The organism is Sulfuricurvum kujiense DSM 16994, from assembly GCF_000183725.1.
In the GTDB taxonomy this organism is placed as follows: Bacteria; Campylobacterota; Campylobacteria; order Campylobacterales; family Sulfurimonadaceae; genus Sulfuricurvum; species Sulfuricurvum kujiense.
Genome location: NC_014762.1, coordinates 1,150,791 through 1,170,935, shown reverse-complemented (window position 1 = coordinate 1,170,935; position 20,145 = coordinate 1,150,791). Strand labels below are relative to the sequence as shown.

22 protein-coding genes are annotated in these 20,145 nt (G+C 44.8%); 17 read left to right on the top strand and 5 right to left on the bottom strand.

Going from position 1 to position 20,145, the window contains the following annotated elements:
• Positions 1–4: 4 nt before the first annotated feature.
• The 4 genes from SULKU_RS05925 to SULKU_RS05910 all read right to left on the bottom strand — a co-directional run bounded on the left by SULKU_RS05925 (position 5) and on the right by SULKU_RS05910 (position 2,841).
• Positions 5–346: a cupin domain-containing protein gene (locus SULKU_RS05925; RefSeq protein WP_013460036.1), complete on the bottom strand. Its 342-nt coding sequence runs from the start codon at positions 344–346 to the stop codon at positions 5–7.
• Positions 347–410: 64 nt separating this feature from the next.
• The gene (locus SULKU_RS05920) at positions 411–1,232 is read right to left on the bottom strand and encodes a tyrosine-type recombinase/integrase (protein WP_013460035.1); all 822 of its coding nucleotides are present in this window, start codon (positions 1,230–1,232) and stop codon (positions 411–413) included.
• Positions 1,232–2,230, bottom strand: coding sequence for a PQQ-binding-like beta-propeller repeat protein (locus SULKU_RS05915; RefSeq protein ID WP_013460034.1), 999 nt, complete (start codon positions 2,228–2,230; stop codon positions 1,232–1,234). The genes SULKU_RS05920 and SULKU_RS05915 overlap by 1 nt, the downstream gene beginning before the upstream one ends.
• Positions 2,230–2,841, bottom strand: a complete 612-nt coding sequence (locus SULKU_RS05910; RefSeq protein ID WP_049766960.1) for a hypothetical protein — start codon at positions 2,839–2,841, stop codon at positions 2,230–2,232. Before SULKU_RS05910 ends, SULKU_RS05915 begins: the two co-directional genes overlap by 1 nt.
• Before the next feature lie 108 nt (positions 2,842–2,949).
• On the opposite strand from SULKU_RS05910, the gene gatC reads away from it, so the two are divergent.
• The 4 genes from gatC (at position 2,950) to SULKU_RS05890 (ending at position 5,163) form a co-directional block, all read left to right on the top strand.
• Positions 2,950–3,240 carry an Asp-tRNA(Asn)/Glu-tRNA(Gln) amidotransferase subunit GatC gene (gatC, locus tag SULKU_RS05905; protein ID WP_013460032.1) on the top strand — a complete coding sequence of 97 codons (291 nt, stop codon included), beginning with the start codon at positions 2,950–2,952 and terminating at the stop codon, positions 3,238–3,240.
• 3 nt (positions 3,241–3,243) lie between these two features.
• Entirely contained in the window at positions 3,244–3,588 is a 345-nt protein-coding gene (locus SULKU_RS05900) for an arsenate reductase family protein (protein WP_013460031.1), read from the top strand.
• Positions 3,585–4,655 (top strand): type IV pilus twitching motility protein PilT, encoded by a 1,071-nt coding sequence (locus SULKU_RS05895; RefSeq protein ID WP_013460030.1) that lies wholly within the window; start codon positions 3,585–3,587, stop codon positions 4,653–4,655. Before SULKU_RS05900 ends, SULKU_RS05895 begins: the two co-directional genes overlap by 4 nt.
• Before the next feature lie 103 nt (positions 4,656–4,758).
• A complete protein-coding gene (locus tag SULKU_RS05890; protein ID WP_013460029.1) occupies positions 4,759–5,163 on the top strand; it encodes a Fur family transcriptional regulator in 405 nt (134 codons plus the stop codon).
• A gap of 32 nt (positions 5,164–5,195) precedes the next feature.
• Here the strand turns inward: SULKU_RS05890 and SULKU_RS05885 are convergent, their stop codons facing one another.
• The gene (locus SULKU_RS05885; protein WP_013460028.1) at positions 5,196–6,542 is read right to left on the bottom strand and encodes a class II 3-deoxy-7-phosphoheptulonate synthase; all 1,347 of its coding nucleotides are present in this window, start codon (positions 6,540–6,542) and stop codon (positions 5,196–5,198) included.
• Between the two features lie 205 nt (positions 6,543–6,747).
• Here SULKU_RS05885 and SULKU_RS05880 point away from each other — a divergent pair, with 205 nt between their 5' ends.
• From SULKU_RS05880 to modA, 13 genes are all read left to right on the top strand, one after another.
• Positions 6,748–7,674 (top strand): GGDEF domain-containing protein, encoded by a 927-nt coding sequence (locus SULKU_RS05880; protein WP_013460027.1) that lies wholly within the window; start codon positions 6,748–6,750, stop codon positions 7,672–7,674.
• A complete protein-coding gene (locus SULKU_RS05875; RefSeq protein WP_013460026.1) occupies positions 7,674–8,225 on the top strand; it encodes a CvpA family protein in 552 nt (183 codons plus the stop codon). Before SULKU_RS05880 ends, SULKU_RS05875 begins: the two co-directional genes overlap by 1 nt.
• A 3-nt stretch (positions 8,226–8,228) precedes the next feature.
• Positions 8,229–8,711, top strand: a complete 483-nt coding sequence (locus SULKU_RS05870; protein WP_013460025.1) for a Fur family transcriptional regulator — start codon at positions 8,229–8,231, stop codon at positions 8,709–8,711.
• Positions 8,712–8,732: 21 nt separating this feature from the next.
• Positions 8,733–10,250 carry a lysine--tRNA ligase gene (gene lysS / locus SULKU_RS05865; protein WP_013460024.1) on the top strand — a complete coding sequence of 506 codons (1,518 nt, stop codon included), beginning with the start codon at positions 8,733–8,735 and terminating at the stop codon, positions 10,248–10,250.
• Entirely contained in the window at positions 10,247–11,494 is a 1,248-nt protein-coding gene (locus SULKU_RS05860) for a serine hydroxymethyltransferase (RefSeq protein ID WP_013460023.1), read from the top strand. The genes lysS and SULKU_RS05860 overlap by 4 nt, the downstream gene beginning before the upstream one ends.
• A gap of 98 nt (positions 11,495–11,592) precedes the next feature.
• A complete protein-coding gene (locus SULKU_RS05855) occupies positions 11,593–12,135 on the top strand; it encodes a DUF1882 domain-containing protein (RefSeq protein ID WP_013460022.1) in 543 nt (180 codons plus the stop codon).
• A gap of 38 nt (positions 12,136–12,173) precedes the next feature.
• Entirely contained in the window at positions 12,174–13,055 is an 882-nt protein-coding gene (locus SULKU_RS15290; protein WP_013460021.1) for an SPOR domain-containing protein, read from the top strand.
• A 1-nt stretch (position 13,056) separates the two neighbouring features.
• A complete protein-coding gene (locus SULKU_RS05845; RefSeq protein ID WP_013460020.1) occupies positions 13,057–14,469 on the top strand; it encodes an anthranilate synthase component I family protein in 1,413 nt (470 codons plus the stop codon).
• Entirely contained in the window at positions 14,466–15,260 is a 795-nt protein-coding gene (locus tag SULKU_RS05840; RefSeq protein ID WP_013460019.1) for a shikimate dehydrogenase, read from the top strand. Before SULKU_RS05845 ends, SULKU_RS05840 begins: the two co-directional genes overlap by 4 nt.
• Positions 15,257–16,033 carry a TOBE domain-containing protein gene (locus SULKU_RS05835; protein ID WP_013460018.1) on the top strand — a complete coding sequence of 259 codons (777 nt, stop codon included), beginning with the start codon at positions 15,257–15,259 and terminating at the stop codon, positions 16,031–16,033. Before SULKU_RS05840 ends, SULKU_RS05835 begins: the two co-directional genes overlap by 4 nt.
• A gap of 118 nt (positions 16,034–16,151) precedes the next feature.
• On the top strand, positions 16,152–17,210 hold the full coding sequence (locus SULKU_RS05830) for a DUF6414 family protein (protein WP_013460017.1): 1,059 nt from the start codon (positions 16,152–16,154) through the stop codon (positions 17,208–17,210).
• A 295-nt stretch (positions 17,211–17,505) separates the two neighbouring features.
• Positions 17,506–18,936 (top strand): hypothetical protein, encoded by a 1,431-nt coding sequence (locus tag SULKU_RS05825; RefSeq protein WP_013460016.1) that lies wholly within the window; start codon positions 17,506–17,508, stop codon positions 18,934–18,936.
• 365 nt (positions 18,937–19,301) lie between these two features.
• Positions 19,302–20,057 carry a molybdate ABC transporter substrate-binding protein gene (gene modA, locus SULKU_RS05820; RefSeq protein WP_013460015.1) on the top strand — a complete coding sequence of 252 codons (756 nt, stop codon included), beginning with the start codon at positions 19,302–19,304 and terminating at the stop codon, positions 20,055–20,057.
• The last annotated feature ends 88 nt before the right edge of the window (positions 20,058–20,145 follow it).

Sequence of the window (20,145 nt, the reverse complement as noted above, 5' to 3'; positions counted from 1 at the left end):
GGTATTATAGCTTAAGTACCCCGTTTACCCGTGCAACACTGTCACCTTTATGCAGACTAAGGCGGACAATCGAATCTTCGAGGGCATTGAGATCATGTATCACATTACCCTCTAATGCGACGACATCGCCAGCGACCAATTCGTAGCGCTCTTCCCCTACTCCGAAATCGATACGTCCCTGCACGATCATCACCGTGATCGGAAACGATGTTTTATGCGCTTTCATCGATTGACCGATGCGAAATACGATCCGAATCTCTTTGGTAAACTCGTTGGTAATGAGCGGCGTAATAACGGGCTGTGTATCGCCGTAGACGACATCTGCGGTAAATGAAGCGTAAGTCATAGGAACATCCTTTTATTGAATAACGGATGATAACCTTATAGAGAAAATTAATTCTTGATAAATATCAAGAGTGTGCCATCGGATGATGGCGAAGTACCGTCTCTTGAAGATTTTGCTTTTGAACATGGGTGTATATCTGCGTGGTAAGCAGTGACGCATGCCCGAGCAGTTCCTGTACGACGCGCAGATCGGCTCCGCCGAGGATAAGTGCCGTCGCGTAGGAGTGGCGAAGCGCGTGGGGAGAGACACCCAGATATTTTTGGGTGATTTTAAACGCCGAAATGCGGCTCAGAGGCTCTCCGCGGTAGTTGAGCCACAGATACGGCTTATTGTAGGGGGAAGCCTCCTGATAGGCACGAAGCGCTTTTAACGCCTCATGAGCTATCGGAACGTAGCGCTCTTTCTCCCCTTTACCGTGGCGTATACGGAGCCATTCTATCTCGATATCCCCCTCCTCGGCGATCAGAGCCTCGCTGATACGCGATCCCGTCGCGTACAAAAAGAGGATTAGGGCGTAATCGCGCAGTCCGATCCAATCGCTGCGGTCAATCATCCCCAGACCCGCTTGAATGGTCTCATAGGTTACATATTTAGGGAGATTTTTCGGTACTTTGGAGAGGGAAAATTTCGTGGACAGGGAATCAAAACGGTTACGGTGGCAAAAATCCAAAAAGGAGTTAAATGCGGAGAGTTTTCGGTTCAGGGTTCGTTTATTGGAGAGGGTTCCGAGGATTTGAAAAACGGTGTTTGAATCGATATCGACAAGGGCTTTTTGAGCGTTCTGCTCAATCTCTCCCAAGTCGCGGCTGTAGGCCTCGATTGTTCGAGGACTAAGCGCTTTGATAACGGTTATGTATTCGATAAAAGCCTCAAGCTCTTTCGACATTATTTGATATCGATATAGCGGTCGTCAAAATAAAAACGTCCGTCTCCGAGGAAAATTTTGTTGTCGTTGTCCATATCAACGTCATAAACATCGTACGCCAATAGGTTTTTAGTGATAGCGATCATGTACCCTTCTTGTTCAAGGGCATAAACGCGGTCATTTTGGACACTGAGCCCGACGAAGTGAGCAAACGGGAATTTTTTCTTCGCTTTAAACTGCAATGTCGGCGTCAGGGCGATGATCTCCCCTTGTTTGGTAGTCAGCCAGATACCGTCCGATGCATACGCGATGTTGCGGATTTCATACTTCTCACGCGCCTCTTTTTGGGAAAGCGCCAGAACAGCGTTATTCGTAGACACCACAAGATTGTTGTCTATGACATTCATATAGGTGACATTGTTGAAATATTCTTCCGAACTCACAACCACCGATCGCAAAACCTGTTTGGTTGCGGAGTTGACGATAACGATTTTACCGTCAAGCGTCAAAAAGAGTACCAGCTCTTTTAGAAAATAAGGGTTGGCAATACGAGAATCTACCGCGATAGGTGCATTCGCACTCTCTTTGAAAAGGAGTTTTTTACTTTCCAGCGAATACAGCGCCATTTCGTTGTTGGTAAATAAAATAGCGACGGTATCGTCTTGGATATTTGCGGCCGCGATCTGGCGTTTAAGTTCAAACGTTACTTTAGCATCGCTTCCGTCAGCCGGAAAAAGGACGAGATTGTTTTCCGGGCTCTCCGCAATGATCCACGTATCGGTAGCGTTGATGAGACGATACTCTTCAGGGATTTTAATGTTTTTCTCCCCTTTTGCCGTCAACAAACGGCCGTTATCCAGCAACGCCGCCGAGTCGGCCGTTTGGGAAATAGAAGAGCTCAAATGGCCGGCAGTGCGCCATTCGCCTTTGACATTCTCGGGTTTATACACCTCTTTATGGGAACATCCGCTTAAGAGAAGGATGGCCCCCAGCGATAGAGCTAAAGTCGATAATTTCATTATTTTACTCCATAATGGGAAAGAGATTGCGCGACTTGGTAAAGAGGAGAATTTTCACCGATAAGGGCGATTTTTTCGTTCGCCGCTTTCGTATTGCCTTTATTGATTTCCCCTACGGCAGTTTCCAATAATGCCAAATCTTTATAAAGGGCACCTTGCTGCTTGGTATAGTTCTCCAACGCTTTCGTGTCCCCTTTGATAGCGGCAGATTCATACGATGCGATATCGGCGACACCGAACGCTTGAGAGTTTTTGAGCCCTTCAAGTATCGTTACGTCATTTTGGGCGATCCCCCGGGAAAGTTTCCACAGATCATACAGTTTAGGATTGTCATTTTTCAATGTCTGTTCGGCTTTGGTATCTGCCGGATTCGCCAAAAGGAGATTTAAAGCGGCATTGGAACTCTCGATTTTTGCAGTCGTATACGATTGATATCCGATCGCCCCGCCCACAGCCAATAATGAAGCCGCCACCGCAGCCATTAACGGCTTTTGATACCGTTTGACGAAACGTTCTGTTCGAATGGCACTTTCAAAAAACTTCTCTTCGGAACTCAGCTCTTCTTTTAGGGCTTCCATATTCTCTTTTAGACTCAAAACGGCTCCTGTCATTTACAATCATTATATTAGAGCAATAATATCTCACCCTATGTTAAAGTTTTGTAAACCTCTTTTTTGGGTACAATTATTTCTATAAATTTATTATGACTTAGGTTAACTATGAAAATTGATGAAACTCTCTTGCAACGGCTAGAAAAATTATCTTATCTCCAGATTCCCCAAGAACATCGTGAAGAGATGATAGCACAACTTAGTGAAATCGTCTCGTTTGTCGACAACCTCTCAGAGCTCTCGACGGAGGGGGTGGACGCAACATTCGCCATGTCCGAAGTATCCACTCGGCTGAGAGAAGACGTCGGCACAGTCGACCGCGCCGTAAACGACGATATACTTGCCCATGCTCCCCATTCGCAAGAACATTTTTTCATCGTCCCTAAAATCATCGAGTAACCGATGGTAGACGTCTACGGAATCAAAAGTTGCGGCAGTGTCCAAAAAGCGCTCCGGTTTCTGGACGCCCGCGGTATCGCCTATACATTTCACGATTTTAAAACTGCTCCCGTTTCAGATAAAAAAATTCTAGACTGGACCGCAAAAGTTCCCCTTTCAACCCTTTTAAATACCAAAGGGACGACCTACCGAACGTTAGGGATGAAAAACCACGAATTAGACGACAACGGCAAAATTGAGTGGATGGGGAACCATAATCTTCTGATAAAACGCCCGGTTATCGAATACAAAGATGCGCTTGTCGTCGGATACGATGAATCTTACTATGAAGGGATATTTCGATCATGAATACCACGTTGGATATTTACAAGCTTCTTAAAAGCGTTGTGGCGTACAAGGCATCCGATTTACATCTTGTCAGCCGTTCAGAACCGCAGATTCGCATCGACGGACGCCTTGTCGCCCTGAACCTCCCCGTACTAACCGGGCAGGATATCGAAGAGATGGGATATTCTCTCCTCACCGAGAAGCAAAAAAAAGCGTTTGAAGAGAATAATGAACTTGACTTTTCGATTGTCATTCCCGATGTCGGCCGTTTCCGTGCCAACTACTACAAAACCATGGACGAAGTCGCCTGTGCGTTTCGTATCATCCCCGTCATTATCCCCTCTTTGGATGATTTGAACGCCAAAAAAGTATTTAAAGAGCTGATTAAACGCGAAAAAGGGCTAATCCTTGTCACCGGACCGACGGGAAGTGGTAAATCGACCACCCTTGCGGCGATGCTGAACGAAATCAACATGAACGAAGCCCGCCATATCATCACGGTCGAAGATCCGGTCGAGTTTGTCCATAACAACAAAAAATCGCTCTTCTCCCATCGTAATGTCGGAACCGATACCAAAAGCTTCTCGAACGCACTGAAATACGCTCTGCGTGAAGACCCGGACGTTATCCTGATCGGGGAGATGCGGGATCGCGAAACGATTTCAGCGGCGTTGACGGCGGCAGAAACGGGACACTTGGTCTTCGGAACACTCCACACCAACTCGGCACCGCAAACCATCAACCGTATCATCGACGTTTTCTCGGGTGATGAACAGCCGCAGGTACGGGCTCAATTGTCTACCTCCCTGATCGCCGTCATATCCCAAGCCCTTTTGCCGAAAATCGGCGGCGGACGTGTCGCTGCGCAGGAGATTATGATCACCAATCCGGCGATTGCCAATCTGATCCGCGAAGACAAAGTCCATCAGCTCTATTCGCAAATGCAGCTCAATCAGCAAGAGACCAATATGACGACCCAGACACAGGAAATCGTCGACTTCCTGCGCAAAAAACTGATCAACAAAGAGACCGCTTTGCAATATTCCAACAAACCCGACGAATTGGTTCGTATCATCAATTCACTCTAATGATTCTCCCTTTTGGGGGAAATCTTAAAAATTATTTCGAAACTCACCCTTTCTTTCATTGTTTATGAAACATAGCGCCTCCGATCGTTTATAATTCCTTATTATGAAACATAACCTATTATTAAAACAATATCATCTCAAGGCAACACCGCAGCGGATAGCCATTATTCAATTAATGCACCACAGCGGCCACATAAGTATCGATGAACTCTATCAGGAAGTTAAAAAGCGGTTCTCCTCTATCTCGCTTGCGACGCTGTATAAAAACATCCATACGATGCTCGACGTTTCCCTTATCCGCGAAGTCAAAATTCCGGGGCACAAAACAAAGTACGAGATTTCCAAAGAGTCTCACGCCCATGTTTTGTGCACAGCATGCAATGAAATTAAAGATGTTCCGCTGGAAGCGGCATCGCTCCTGCAAAAATCGATCGATGTGAGTCAGTACAAAGTGGAAGAGGTTTCGGTAGTTATTTCAGGACTCTGCCCGGAGTGTCAGAAAAAGTAATGCAGTGTGCTTCCGCAAAAGCGGAAACACTTTTAGCGATGCGCTTCTTTAAGCGTATCGGCAATCAAAAATGCCAATTCCAGTGACTGGTCTGCATTAAGACGCGGATCACAATGGGTGTGATAACGGCTTTTGAGATTTTCGGAAGTGATCTCAAACGATCCCCCCAGACACTCGGTAACATTTTTGCCGGTCATCTCCAAATGGACCCCTCCGGCGTATGTCCCCTCAGCCTTGTGTACTTGGAAAAACTGTTTCATCTCTTTAAGCACCGCATCGACCGGACGGGTTTTGTATCCGTTGCTGGTGATCGTATTTCCGTGCATCGGGTCACAGCTCCAGACCACTTTTTTCCCTTCGCGCTCAATCGCGCGGATCAAAGCCGGCATACCGTCGGCTACTTTATCGGCTCCCATACGGACGATGACGTTCAAACGTCCCGCTTCGTTATCAGGGTTGAGGATATCGCACAAACGGATCAAATCTTCCGGATCCATAGACGGTCCCGCTTTAACCCCGATCGGATTTTTGATACCGCGCATAAATTCAACGTGTGCACCGTCGAGCTGGCGTGTACGGTCACCGATCCACAACATGTGTGATGATACGTCATACCATTCTCCCGTTAGAGAGTCCTGACGGGTAAACGCCTCTTCGTAATTCAGAAGCAATGCTTCGTGAGACGTATAGAAATCAGTTTCACGCAAGGTTCGATACGTATCCGAAGTAATTCCGCACGCCGCCATAAAGCGCAGGGAATCATCGATTTGGCGCGAAAGATCATCGTATTTTTTTGTCATTTCGTTTTGACCGACAAAGCCGAGATTCCATGCATGGACTTGATGCAAATCGGCAAGACCTCCCGATGCGAAAGCGCGAAGAAGGTTCAAAGTTGCCGCCGATTGGTTGTAGGCTTGAACCATTCGATGAGGATCAGGTACGCGTGCGGCTTCGTTGAAATCGACACCGTTAATGATATCTCCGCGGTAACTCGGAAGGGTAATCCCCTCAACCGTCTCCGTATCGGATGAGCGCGGCTTGGCGAATTGTCCGCCGAGACGTCCCACTTTTACTACCGGAACTCCGCCCGCAAAAGTCATTACAACCGCCATTTGCATCATAACTTTAAAGGTGTCTCTGATATTGTGGGCATGAAACTCAGAAAAACTCTCCGCACAATCGCCCCCCTGCAACAAGAAAGCTTTTCCCTCACACACGTCGGCCAAATTCTTTTTTAACGTACGCGCCTCGCCCGCAAATACGAGTGGAGGGTAGTTGCGAAGCTGCGATTCGATTTGCTCCAGTACCGCCGTATCCGGGTAGGTCGGCTGCTGTTTAATCGGTTTTTCTCTCCAGCTTGATCGGCTCCATGTACTCATATGATCTCCTGCGTGCTATTGCACCTATTTATTTATAGTTGCCGAATTTTATCCTTTTATCCTAAAAAGGGACTGATTAAGGAAACCAAATCTTAGATTTATGTTTGAAAAAGTATAATGGCGCCAATTATATCGGCTCATAATCTTTGCTTTTTTCCCCGTAAAGAAGAACTTTTAAGTGTCCGTATCTTTTAAAGGTAAGTGTGTGGAATACAATCAAATTAATCCTTTTTTATTCCATTTTTGCAAAGAACTCTCTATCCATTTAGAAGCTGCCGCGAAGCGACAGGCGACCATAGAGCCCTCAGAATTCGCGGAGCTGGTTACCAATGCGACCCAAGAAGTGCTAGAGGCTTACACCTCAGGAGAGATCGATCTGCTGGCATATCGCAACACTTCAGCAGAAGAGTACAAAGCATTGGCCATAAAAAGTATCGATTCGTATGCCGATACCAATGAAAGAATCGGAAAGATCACCGAAGAACAAGCCGAATTGCTGGAACAAAGCAACGGCGATACACTGATAAACTTTGAAAAGATCACCGAAAAATTCAACGACATCCAGAATCATCTGAGCGATGAAGTTTCCCGTGCCAACGATGTTATCTATACGCTGATGGAACAGGTGAAAAGTCTGGAGGTCAAAACTTCGCTTGACCCTTTGACCAAAACATTTAACCGTTATGCGCTCAACGAACACCTTCGTACGATACTCGACAAAGGCAAACTTAATTTTGATATTTTCTGCTTTATGATCGATGCCGATAATTTTAAACAGATTAACGATAAATTCGGCCATATTGCGGGTGATAAAGTACTTATCTTTTTGGCTAAGTTATTTAAGAAAGCTCTGCGCGACGGTGACCGGGTCTATCGTTTCGGAGGCGAAGAGTTCATCATTTTGCTGAACCGAACCGATTTGGAAGGGGCGCGTTTGGTCGGTGAACGGCTGTTAACCCTTTGCCGTAACAATAAACCTCTCTTCCAAAACCAGCAAATTACTGTTACGCTCAGTATCGGTATGACGAAAATCAAAGAAACCGATACGATTGACGCTATTATCCAGCGTTCGGACACCGCTTTGTACAAGGCTAAAAACAACGGTAAAGACCGTTTGGAGATGGAGTTGTAATGGATTTGAATTATTTTGATCTTGTTGTCGGATCGGTAATCCTGCTACTGGGGCTAAAAGGACTTTTAAACGGTTTGTCAAAAGAAGTTTTCGGGCTTGTCGGAATCGTCGGAGGCGTTTTTGTCGCATCTCATTTGGGCGGGATTATCGGCAAGTTTCTGAGTGATGTCCTTTTTCATTTTGAAAGTTCGGCGGCCATTAATCTAGTCGGATTTATTTTCGCCCTGGGTATATTCTGGCTCTTAATGGTCGCACTCGGATCAGGATTTAAAAAGCTTACCAGCTTAAGCGGTTTGGGCCCCTTGGACAGAGTATTGGGATTTGTATTGGGGAGCAGCAAGTTTTTCTTTATTGTCTCTATCATAGTCTATGCCCTCTTCAGCGTCACGGCAATCCGTGAAAACTTTGAGGGGAAAATGGCTGACAGCTTTTTTTATAAACCGATGTTTGCGACGGGGAATTTCATTTTGCATATTGAAACCGATGATATTAAATCATTGATCAGTGATGAAAATGCAACCGATACCAACAGCTCGGATAAGGATCATTAACCGATGAATGCATATACCGATTTTACGGAACGAACCGTCGAATACAATAAGCTTTTAAGCGATTTCAAACAATTGCTGAAAGAGAACGGACTAAAATTCACGATTCAGCGTGAAGTCATTTTGGAGATGCTCTATAATTCCGACGAGCATTTAACCCCGGAAGGGCTGCATCATCTGATTCAGGAGAAACATCCTGAATTGGGAACGGGGATCGCAACCGTTTACCGTACCCTCTCTTTGCTTGAAGATTCGGAGATGGTTACCTCTCTCTCTTTCGGTGCGCAAGGAAAAAAATACGAACTCGGTGCCAAGGATCATCATGACCACATCATCTGTACTTCGTGCGGGAACATCACGGAATTCGTCGATGAAGAGATCGAACGTCGTCAAAAAGAGATCACCGAAGCCCTTGGATTCGTGATGCAGGAGCACTCTATGCAAATTTACGGCATCTGTAAAAACTGCCAAACCGATTCTAAAAAATAACTATCGAATAAAGGAAAAACATTGGCATTTGAAAACCAATACGTACAACAACGGATCGAAAAAGCCGAAGCACTAAGAGCACTCGGAATCGATCCGTATGCAAACCACTCAGAGCGCAACACGACCATCGATAAATTTCACAATGTCAATTCCGATCTTTTTCAAAAAGAAGAAAAACGGGATGAGCACCGCCACTACACCGTTGCGGGACGGATCAAACTGTACCGATTGATGGGTAAAGCGAGTTTCGTCAAAATCGAAGACGAAAGCGGAATGCTCCAAATCTATGTTGCCCGAGACAACCTTCCTGAAAATTTTTACAACGACGTTTTCAAAAAGCTGATCGAGGTGGGTGACATCATCGAAGTAAGCGGCTATCCGTTTATAACCCAACACGGCGAATTGTCACTCCATGCCGACAAGCTAACCCTCCTTACCAAAGCGATCTCCCCTCTTCCTGAGAAATTCCACGGGATTCAGGACAAAGAGATGCGCTATCGTCAACGCTATCTTGATCTGATTATGAACTCCGAAGTTCGCAAAACGTTTCATATACGTTCCAAAGTGATCAGCCTTACCCGCCGCTTTTTCGAAGACAAAGGATTTTTAGAGGTCGAAACGCCGATGATGCACCCGATCGCGGGGGGAGCAAACGCGAAGCCGTTCGTTACCCATCACAATGCTCTTGGGATCGACCGCTATTTGCGTATCGCACCGGAACTCTATCTCAAACGCCTCATCGTCGGCGGATTCGAAGCGGTATTTGAAATCAACCGTAATTTCCGCAACGAGGGGATGGACGCTACCCATAATCCAGAGTTCACCTCTATCGAATTTTACTGGGCATTTAAAACCTATAAAGACCTGATCAGTATCACCAAAGAGTATTTCGAGTATCTCTTCGATCATCTCGACCTTCCTAAACGTCTCCCGTACGGTGAGTTGGAAGTCGATTTCGACCAATTTAGCGAAATCGAACTGGTCAAGAGCCTCAGCGTCATCGGCGGTGTCCCCGAAGAAATCGTCAATGACAAAGACTCAATTTTGGCATTTTTGAAATCGAAAAACCTCGAAGCCAATGCGGCGATGAACCTCGGACAGCTGCAAGGGGAACTCTTTGACGAATTCGTCGAAGCCAAACTCATCAATCCGACCTTTATTACCCACTACCCGGTCGAAATCTCTCCTCTTGCGCGCCGTAACGACGAACGTCCCGAACTGACCGACCGCTTTGAGCTTTTCATTGCCGGACGCGAAATCGCCAACGCGTTTAGCGAGCTGAACGATCCGGTCGATCAATTAGGGCGTTTTGAAGGGCAAATGGCGGCCAAAGATTCTGGCGATGATGAAGCCCATGAGATGGACGAAGATTTCGTTACCGCTCTCTCCTACGGTATGGCACCGACCGCCGGACAGGGGATCGGAATCGACCGTCTCGTCATGATGCTGACCAACCAACACTCTATCCGGGACGTATTGCTCTTCCCGGCTATGAAACCAATCCACAACAACCAAACCAACAACGGAGAAGAAGAATGAGTTTCCTCAAAGAATACGACAACGAAATTTACACATTATGTGAGCAAGAGCTTGAACGCCAAACCGACCATTTAGAGATGATCGCATCGGAAAACTTTACCCTCCCTGCCGTTATGGAAGCAATGGGTTCTGTATTTACCAACAAATACGCCGAAGGATATCCCGCTAAACGTTACTACGGCGGATGCGAATACGCAGACGGTGTAGAGCAATTGGCGATTGACCGCGCCTGCGAACTGTTCGGGTGCAAATTTGCCAATGTACAGCCGCACTCGGGTTCATCGGCGAACGGCGCGGTTTATGCGGCGTTGCTTCAAGCGGGAGATAAACTCCTCGGTATGGATCTCAGCCACGGCGGACATTTGACACACGGTTCAAAAGTAAGCTTTTCGGGTAAAAACTATCACAGTTTTTCCTACGGTGTCGAACTGGACGGCCGCATCAACTATGAGCGTGTCATGGATATCGCAAAAATCGTTCAGCCGAAAATCATCGTATGCGGCGCTTCAGCCTATGCTCGCGAAATCGATTTCAAAAAATTCCGCGAAATTGCTGACGCCGTCGGGGCTATTCTTTTCGCCGATATCGCCCACATCGCAGGACTTGTATGTGCAGGTGAGCACCCAAGCCCGTTCCCATATGCGGATGTTGTTACGACAACGACGCACAAAACCCTAGCGGGTCCTCGCGGCGGTATGATCATGACCAACGACGAAGAGATCGCTAAAAAAATCAACTCGGCTATTTTCCCTGCACTTCAAGGGGGACCGTTGGTTCACGTCATCGCGGCAAAAGCGGTCGGCTTCAAATACAACCTCTCAGATGAGTGGAAAGTGTACGCTGCGCAAGTCAAAGCGAATGCGGCTGTTCTTGCCAAAGTATTGATGGAACGCGGTTACGACATCGTCAGCGGCGGAACCGACAATCACCTGGTATTGGTTTCATTCCTTAACAAACCGTTCAGCGGTAAAGATGCCGATGCGGCACTCGGACGCGCGGGAATCACCGTTAACAAAAATACCGTACCTGGAGAAACGCGTTCACCGTTCGTTACTTCAGGTGTCCGTATCGGAAGCCCTGCATTGACATCACGCGGTATGAAAGAGAAAGAGTTTGAACTTATCGCAAACCGCATCGCCGATGTTTTGGACGATATCGAAAATGAGACCAAACAAGCCGCTATCAAAGAAGAGCTAAAAGCATTGGCGAAAAATTTCGTTATCTATAACCAACCAACGTATTAATTCTGACCCGCAGGGGCAAGCTTTAGTGCCTCAGCGGCAAGCGAAAGGGTCGGGGACTTTGTTCTCGACCCGCAATTAAATATATAAAAGGCGCCCCAATGACATCGATGGACATGAAACTGATCAAAATGATTTCAGATCATTACTGGCTGAAACATGACACCGTCGTTGACAAAATCGATTTCAAAGGGCGCACTTTTTTCAATAAATACGAAAGAATCGACAAAACGCTTACTCAGGCGATTATCGATCAGCATCTAAAAAAACAGATCACCGTCGCCCATTCACTGATCAATAAGTTCGACAAAGTGGAAAACATCGTTATCGACTACAACGGGACTGATCCGCAGCGCTTTTACCATAAGGCACAATTATTGCTTAGAGAAGAGGGATTCATCAATTTTACCGCTTTTGAGACCAAAACACCGGGGCATTTGCACGTGTATATCCATAAAGGACATACGACTTTACAAGAAGCCAATCAACTGGGTAAAATGATTTCGATGAAACTTGCCGCAAAACAACCGAAACAGTGGCGAATGTTTCCGTCGTTAGATTTACCGATGGAATACAATATTCTTAACCTTCCCTACGAAGTGTACGCTAAAGAGCGCGGTGCTTCGTGGTCTAAACATATGTAAATTCGATAAGCACAACTCTTATAAGGAACGGCACTTCAATGGAAGAAAAAAATGAACTCAATGACATCATTCTAAGCAAAGGCGGATCAAATTCCAATAGTAAAAAGTTATTGTTGGCAATCGCTGCACTGACACTTATATTGATCATCGTTTTGGTAATTATGAATTCGCTCAAAACGCAAACGGACGAGAAGCCGCCGCAAGCCGTAGTTCCGCCTGCACCGACGTCGCCGACCGAGATTGCCAACGATCCTCTCTTTGAACCGGTCGAAGTGATCCAAGAAGGTTCAAATACATCTGCCGCAACAACGCCGTCTGCACCTCAGGACTTGGGACAAATCGCTCAAAAAATCAAACAAGAGTCGATGCAAAATTCTCCGGTAGAGGAAACGACCGTTATTCAGCCCGCGGTCCCGGCACAGCAGCCTAAAGCAGCTACACAAAGCGTTTCCGCACCTGTGACACCGGCACCGGCTAAAGCCCAATCGACCCAAAAATTCGCTCAGCCGGTCGTCAATACACCGACAATCAAATCGGTCAAGCCGACAGAGACCAAAAAAGCTTCTTCGGTACAAAAAACAGCTGCTGCGCCGAAACCTGCCGCTGAAACTGCTCAGAAAACAACCGATAAACCGGCGGCAGAGCCTGCAAAAACCGCAGCCGAAACAACGACGAAACCGGCTGCTAAAACCGTTGATACGACCGGAACCTATTACATTCAAGTCGGATCCTTTACGAAAGAACCGAGCAAAACCCTTTTCGATCGCCTCAACGCCAGCGGATTGAAATACACAACCGTTCCAAGCGGTGCTGCTACAAAAGTCATGGTCGGACCGTTCCAGGGTGAGAAAGCGGCACGTGACGTTTTAGGAAACGTAAAACGCAACATCGAATCCGGCGCATACATAGTAAAGGGGTAACGTGATTTCATCGCGCCATTTTTCTCTCGATCAATTCGCTCCCATAGCCGTCTACGAAAAGGCGAAAAGCCTTTTCCCTCAAGAAGTCAGTTTTCTCTTTGAAAGTGCCGGCAACAGCGAAGGTAACTACACGATAATCGTTATCGGTGCACGCGAGCGTCTCACCTACAGCCAAAAAAACACTATATACACAAATGCAAAGGGTAAAGCCGAACACCTGAACATTTCACCGTTTGAGTTTTTAAAAGAGTATTACCGCAAACTCAACCATAAAGCGTATCGTGAAAAAGCACAGGAGCTGGGTGTCGGGTATATCGACGGCTTTATCGGCTATATCGGATACGATATGGTACAGGTATTCGAACCGGTACTCGAAGAATCGATGGGCAATCTGATCGATCAGACCGATATCCCCGATATGGATCTGATCCTACCGAAACTTACCCTCGTCGTCTCCCATAAAAATGCGACCATCACGATGCTTAGTTCTCTCACACCGATGATTGAACGTTTTGAAGAGATAGAGAACGTTCTCAAATCTCCCTACAGCTATACCCCGCTAAAACCGATTGAAACCGATAACGGGGGAGAATTTATTTTCTCGAAAGAGAAATTTTTCTCAATGGTCGACAAGTCCAAAGAGATGATCAAAAGCGGTGACGTCTTTCAAATTCTGATGACCAACCGCTATATCCGCCATGCCCATATCGATCCGTTCAGTTTTTACCGTATTTTGAGACTCAAAAACCCCTCTCCGTATATGTATCTGATGGAATATGAAGATTTCAGCATCGTGGGAAGCTCCCCTGAAGTAATGGTACGTTTGAGTGACGGAGACATCCTCCTTCGTCCGATTGCGGGGACACGCAAACGCGGCGGTACCAAACAGCGCGATCTGGAACTCGAAGAAGAGCTCCTCTCCGATCCGAAAGAGCTTTCCGAGCATCTGATGCTGATCGATTTGGGACGCAACGACGTTGGCCGCGTCGCCAAAACGGGAACGGTAAAAGTAGAAGAGATGATGCATGTCGAGCGCTATTCGCACGTTATGCATATTGTCTCGGACGTTCATGCCCGGCTCGCCGATGATAAAGACATGTTCGACCTCCTCGCCGCCACCTTTACCGCGGGAACGATGACGGGTGCTCCGAAAATCCGTGCAATGGAGCTGATTGCCGAATATGAAGGGGTCAAACGGGGCTTTTACAGCGGAACAATCGGCTATTTCGGGTTTGACGGCAACATGGACAGTGCCATCACGATCCGTACTGCCCTCATCAAACCTGACTTTGTCGTCTTGCAGGCGGGTGCGGGAGTCGTCGCCGATTCGGTACACGAGCTCGAATACCTCGAAGTGACCAATAAACTGGGGGCTTTGATGAGTACCCTGGACGATCTGGTCTGCGTTGAATGAATGTTTTTACCATCTTCGGTGACCCCGTGAGCCATTCGCGCTCGCCGCTGATGCACAATTCTGTTTTCAAATCGCTCCGTATCGATGCGTGCTATACCCGAACCCCTTTGAAAGAGGGTTCGCAGCTCCGCGACGTTTTTTTTGCCAAAGCCCTTAGCGGCGCCAACGTTACCGTCCCCCATAAAGAGGCCGCCTATGCGCAATGCGACGAAGTTCGCGGTATCGCCCGGACGATTCAAGCGGTCAATACCCTCGTTTTGGAAGATGGGAAACTCATCGGCTACAACACCGATGCGGATGGCTTTATGCACGCTATCAAATCATTCGGTGCAATCAAAACCGCTCTGATATTGGGGGCGGGGGGAACGGCACGCGCCCTCAGCGTCGCCCTCAGCCAAGGGGGAATCACCCCGACGATTCTCAACCGCTCTTCAGGACGGCTGGAGTATTTCAAAAACGGCGGCTTTAAAACCTATTGCTGGGACGATTTCATCCCTACAGAGTACGATCTGATCATCAACACCACCTCCGCCGGTCTGAGCGATAACGAGCTTCCGATCCCCCAAGAACTTTTGGGTGTACTCCTCGTTAAGGCCAAAGGGGCGGTTGACGTCATTTACGGCAAAGTAACCCCGTTTTTGAAAGAAGTCAAAGCAAGTGCCCTCCCCTATAAAGACGGTTCAGATATGCTTTTAGCGCAGGGGGTTCTCGCTTCCCGCCTATTTTTGCACGGCGCCTATGAACCCGATACTATTGAAGTGCCGATGAAGCACAGCTTCAGGCTCCCATGAAAATCGACGGACGTTTCTGGCTTACCAAAGAGGGGCAGAGCTTTTTAGGTGCAGGACGTATCGAACTGCTGGAGCGGATCGACAAAACCGGATCGATCAACGCCGCCGCCAAAGAGATGAAAATGAGCTATAAAGCGGCATGGGAGCGTATCAACGGAATGAACGCCCTCGCCGACCAGCCCCTCATCGAGCGGTTAACGGGAGGTAAAGGGGGCGGAGGAACGAAACTCACCCCGTACGCGCGCGAACTTATCGCGACGTTCCACCGCTTCAACGAACTGCACCGCCAGTTTATCGACCGCTTTTCCGAAGCGGGTGACGACCCCGAACGTCTTGCCCGCATCCTCAGCCGTACCTTTCTCACTACCAGTGCGCGCAATCAGCTCCCTGCCACCCTTCTCAGCATAGAAGAACGAGGTTTAAACGGCATCCTTACCCTCTCATTGGCGGGAAATCATACCCTCCGTTCCGTTATCACCCTAAAATCGATCAAAAACATGGGGCTTAGCGTCGGATGCGACCTCTATGCCATCATCAAATCGAGCGATGTAACTATCGTAACCGATCCCGCTGAAACGGATGAAACGCTTAATTGTCTACAAGGGACAATCGTTCGTATCGAATCGCAGGACGAAACCGATGAAATCATTTTTCAGCTCAATCACTCAACCGAACTGGTCGCCCTTATGAATCCAAAAGATACGCAAAAACTTTCCGAGGGGATGAACGCCTACGCCCTTATCGCCCCTAGCCATATAATTATTGGATTATAATCTTTTTCGTCATTCCCGACTTCATTTAGCATTTAGAGTATATCTGCAATCTAGCATCTTTTCCTATTTAAGATATAATTTGTTGATATTAACATTCAACATATGACAAGGATTTTCTGTGAATTTATATGATTATATTTACGTAGACCTTGATAAAGTAATTTCGCTCTATAGTCAATTAACAGGTGGCGTGGTTGAACTAAGAGAAACTCAAATAGAAAAAAGTGCTAGTTCTGATAACAAACGAAACTATGATTTTACAGTTTTTAAACATGACGCTGGTGGAACAACTCAAAAAAATGAAGCCAATAAAGAAACAATAAAACCTCACCATTCTTTGCTTCAAGAACTTGAACAAGAGCTTTCTTCTTCAGGTTTTCTTGTAGATTTGTCTCAACTTCCAAACAATTTAACTCTTAAAGACAATGAAACAAGAGCTTTACTCAAAAGTGCCTTATGTGTTAAATGTACAGGCAGAATAGTTATTGAAGATTACGAAAGAATTAAATCAATAGGTCAAGTTTTTCCAGATATAACTAAACTAATCAATCGCAGTCATGAAGAGTCATTAAAAAATACTCCAGAATATAAGGAGATTGAGCATAAAATTATTGAATTAGAAAATGTAAATGGTGATAAAAATACTAAATTAAAAAAACAACAGGAAGCAAAAGAATTAAAGAAATTATTAGAATCGCTTGTAATATCTTCTTCAGCAATAGAGACAATTCCTCAATGGATATTAGAAGGCATGAAAACTTGGATTGATGCATTTCTTCCTAATATTACAAACATTAGAGTTTATCCTTTTCCTAATGAGACTGATGAACATTTATTTGGACATGTTGATACATTAAATTTTTCAATTCCAAATTCAAATGCATTTCATTTTACTTATGGCTCATTCCCAACAGAAGAATTTACAATGTTAGGTGTAATTACTTCTGTACCTATGCAGACTGATGAAGATTTTAATCCTCTAATCGAATTTGAAAAAGAAACAATAAATGACTATGAATCCGTTGAAAGAGGATTTCGTGGAATGTTTAAAGGATTTACAGGTATGGAATCAATGGTTAGAACTTGTCGTTATCCACGAGTATTAGTTCATCCAATATTAGTATATCGTCAATCTACCCCCAATAAAACACTACAAAAAAAAGTTACAAAAAAGTAAATTATTCCCATTCTATTCTTACAAAGATAGAGATAGGAGTCAGGAATTAAACCTTCATATTTCCCTGTTCGTAAAAGCCTATCGAACCATGAACATCCACACTTTGACTAATTTATGGCAAACGAAAGACAAAATTCAATTTACCTTTTTTTATTACTGCATTCTCTAAATCGATACTCGTACTACAAACTTTCATAAATATCTATGACAATAAGTTAAGAATAACTTATGTTAATAAATGTAAACTATTGTTAAATCTTTGCTTCACTTCACATCAATAGCTAAGGAATTTAAAATGGCAACTCATATTGACATCGAAAAGACAAATTCTTTTATAAAATATAATGCAGCTATTCGAAAGTGTTTTTTTTATCCATTATTACTACTTATATCAATATTTTTCATTTCATGTTCATCATCTAAATTTTCTCCTACATTGCCAACAAATGGAGATTCAGTGTCTGACTCCAATAGAATATATCCTGTAATAGTTCCCATGTTGAATACTAATTCTGATGTATTGAGAGAATCATCATTTCCTGAACCTGAGCACAATCTTCCTACACCAAAAGCTGTAAATCTGACCCCATTCAGTACCTACAACGATGAATGGGTTAACAATAAACCTGATGGGGCATCTTTTTCTAATGCTTATACGCGATTACTTATTTTCAGTGCACTCCCAGCAGATGGAGAAAATAACAACAATACAAATATCTTACCTTATGTTGGAAGACCTTGGTTAGTTCGGGCACTCATAGGAAAAGATTTTTCCGTTAATCTAACTGCAAATGTCACAGTAGGTGCATTCGAGTCTACAATTCCTTTGGCAACAATCGGACATCAAAGCAACTCTGACGGGGAAAAATGGAACAGAGTCATTCATCATTCAAAATCAAATTTTCCACTATTTTTAGTAAAAACTGACGGAAGTGCTTCTGTACCAGTAATTAAACTTTCTGTAAATGGAACAAAATCATATACTTCCCGTGGAGCAGCTGCAGCTCTTCAAATTGCTCTTGGTATTGCCCGCACCACAGGAGAAGCACCGTCTGTTATTACACAGCTATCAGAGCAATCAACAAAGGACAAAGCACGTGCTATTGATGATGCAATTTCAAAACTATTTTCAAGTGGAATAACAGAAGAACACTGGACTGATAGAGACCTACGTACTTGGAGTATAAATAATAATCAGCCGAGAGGCGTAGTTGTGAACTTCCGCATCCCTAGTGACGAAGATGATTGGAATTCTACTCTTTTAGATGTCGGGAATTGGACCATAACTTTCGATTATCCGCGACCGTCGATATTTTCAGATTGGCGAATTTGTTCAACCAATACATTGCCTCGTTGTACAATAAATCGTTCTTCCGCTGAAAAAAATATAACTAAAGAAATAGATGCAGGTCAGGTCTTAAATTACAAATTGATCAATGGAAATCAAGAGCTAGATACAATTAGAGCCTTTCTCTCTCAACAAGACTGGTATATTTCTGCACAAGTAGGCTTAGTAAGTAAAGATAAAAAGATTGTTCAAGAAACGGCAGCTAATATGTGCAGAAGAATCACAAATGAAATTACCGGTTTAGGGCTTAATGGTTTTGATGCATCAATCGTATTATGGTCAGTAGTAAATGGAATGCCTCTACCAACTGATATAGATTTTAAAAAAATAAAAGAGTGTAATACCTCTTTATCATTCATAGACAAAAATAGACAATAATTCAATGAAATTAGAAAGAGAAAAATTAAGTATAAATATTTAATTTTCAATTTTCTACGCTTTCAATAGGATTATTCAAAATTAAAGATAGCGTATTGAACTATAAACAATCACTTTTCGCCAAAAACAATGCTACCACATGCAAAGGGATGTTTCCTTGAACTGATAGCGAACGGAAGACGACCCTTAATTTGTTTCCTTTATAACACATTTTTATCAACTCCCTACAAACTTTAAGCCTTTTACTTTATAATTTCGTTGTATCTTACAAAACATAACGAAATTGTCGCATTTTTCTGCGAACCGTTTTTGCAATGTTTGGTTTGTGTTTATCGTTATATCAAAATAGATACTAAGGAAAGAAGATGAAATTACTCAAGCTTGTTCTTGCTTCATTGGCATTTGCCTCTGCCATTGCGGCTCAAACGATTACAGTAGCCGCTGCGGCCAACATGAAATATGCGGTGAACGATATTGCCAAAGCGTTTAGCCAAGAGAGCGGTATCGGTGTCAAAATCATCACCGGTGCATCGGGAAAACTTACTCAGCAAATTATGAGCGGTGCTCCGTATGATGCCTTTTTATCTGCGGATGTAGAATTTCCGGGAAAACTGGTTCAAGGCGGTTACACTACGACTCCCGCTCAAGTCTATGCCTACGGTACGCTGGTATTGTGGAGCGATACCGGTGTCGATCTCTCCAAAGGGGTCACAGTCGTAGCGAATCCGGCCGTCAAGAAAATTGCCATCGCTAACCCTAAAACCGCCCCTTACGGAATAGAAGCGATGAATACGATGCGCTTTTATAAAGTAGCCGATGCGGTAACCTCAAAAATCGTCACCGCCGAATCGATTTCGCAAGTGGGAAGCTATGTCACGACCAAAGCGGTCGATGTCGGCTTTATGGCAAAATCGATCGTTCTCTCTCCTGAGATGAAAAATGTCGGAAAATGGGTCGAAGTCGATCCAAAATCGTACAACACTATCGATCAGGCGATGGTAGGTCTCAAAAACGGCTCTCCTGAAAACCAGATTGCTGCCAAAAAATTCTTACGTTTTATGTCATCAGCCAAAGCACAAAGCATATTAAAAGAGAGCGGATACGGCTTACCGAAAAAATAAACAGCTCTGCTTTGGCAGAGACACATTTGCGGTATAGACAGTCGAATTTTTGAATCAATAGCGTTATATCAAAAAATATACAAGGATA

Excerpts from the sequence above, each read along its gene's own strand:
- SULKU_RS05860 (WP_013460023.1), top strand. The coding sequence starts at position 10,247 with ATGAGTTTCCTCAAAGAATACGACAACGAAATTTACACATTATGTGAG.
- SULKU_RS05900 (WP_013460031.1), top strand. The coding sequence starts at position 3,244 with ATGGTAGACGTCTACGGAATCAAAAGTTGCGGCAGTGTCCAAAAAGCG.
- SULKU_RS05885 (WP_013460028.1), bottom strand. The coding sequence starts at position 6,542 with ATGAGTACATGGAGCCGATCAAGCTGGAGAGAAAAACCGATTAAACAG.
- gatC (WP_013460032.1), top strand. The coding sequence starts at position 2,950 with ATGAAAATTGATGAAACTCTCTTGCAACGGCTAGAAAAATTATCTTAT.
- SULKU_RS05890 (WP_013460029.1), top strand. The coding sequence starts at position 4,759 with ATGAAACATAACCTATTATTAAAACAATATCATCTCAAGGCAACACCG.
- SULKU_RS05870 (WP_013460025.1), top strand. The coding sequence starts at position 8,229 with ATGAATGCATATACCGATTTTACGGAACGAACCGTCGAATACAATAAG.
- SULKU_RS05875 (WP_013460026.1), top strand. The coding sequence starts at position 7,674 with ATGGATTTGAATTATTTTGATCTTGTTGTCGGATCGGTAATCCTGCTA.
- SULKU_RS05915 (WP_013460034.1), bottom strand. The coding sequence starts at position 2,230 with ATGAAATTATCGACTTTAGCTCTATCGCTGGGGGCCATCCTTCTCTTA.
- modA (WP_013460015.1), top strand. The coding sequence starts at position 19,302 with ATGAAATTACTCAAGCTTGTTCTTGCTTCATTGGCATTTGCCTCTGCC.
- SULKU_RS05840 (WP_013460019.1), top strand. The coding sequence starts at position 14,466 with ATGAATGTTTTTACCATCTTCGGTGACCCCGTGAGCCATTCGCGCTCG.
- SULKU_RS05925 (WP_013460036.1), bottom strand. The coding sequence starts at position 346 with ATGACTTACGCTTCATTTACCGCAGATGTCGTCTACGGCGATACACAG.
- SULKU_RS15290 (WP_013460021.1), top strand. The coding sequence starts at position 12,174 with ATGGAAGAAAAAAATGAACTCAATGACATCATTCTAAGCAAAGGCGGA.
- SULKU_RS05835 (WP_013460018.1), top strand. The coding sequence starts at position 15,257 with ATGAAAATCGACGGACGTTTCTGGCTTACCAAAGAGGGGCAGAGCTTT.
- SULKU_RS05920 (WP_013460035.1), bottom strand. The coding sequence starts at position 1,232 with ATGTCGAAAGAGCTTGAGGCTTTTATCGAATACATAACCGTTATCAAA.
- SULKU_RS05895 (WP_013460030.1), top strand. The coding sequence starts at position 3,585 with ATGAATACCACGTTGGATATTTACAAGCTTCTTAAAAGCGTTGTGGCG.
- SULKU_RS05855 (WP_013460022.1), top strand. The coding sequence starts at position 11,593 with ATGACATCGATGGACATGAAACTGATCAAAATGATTTCAGATCATTAC.
- SULKU_RS05910 (WP_049766960.1), bottom strand. The coding sequence starts at position 2,841 with ATGACAGGAGCCGTTTTGAGTCTAAAAGAGAATATGGAAGCCCTAAAA.
- SULKU_RS05825 (WP_013460016.1), top strand. The coding sequence starts at position 17,506 with ATGGCAACTCATATTGACATCGAAAAGACAAATTCTTTTATAAAATAT.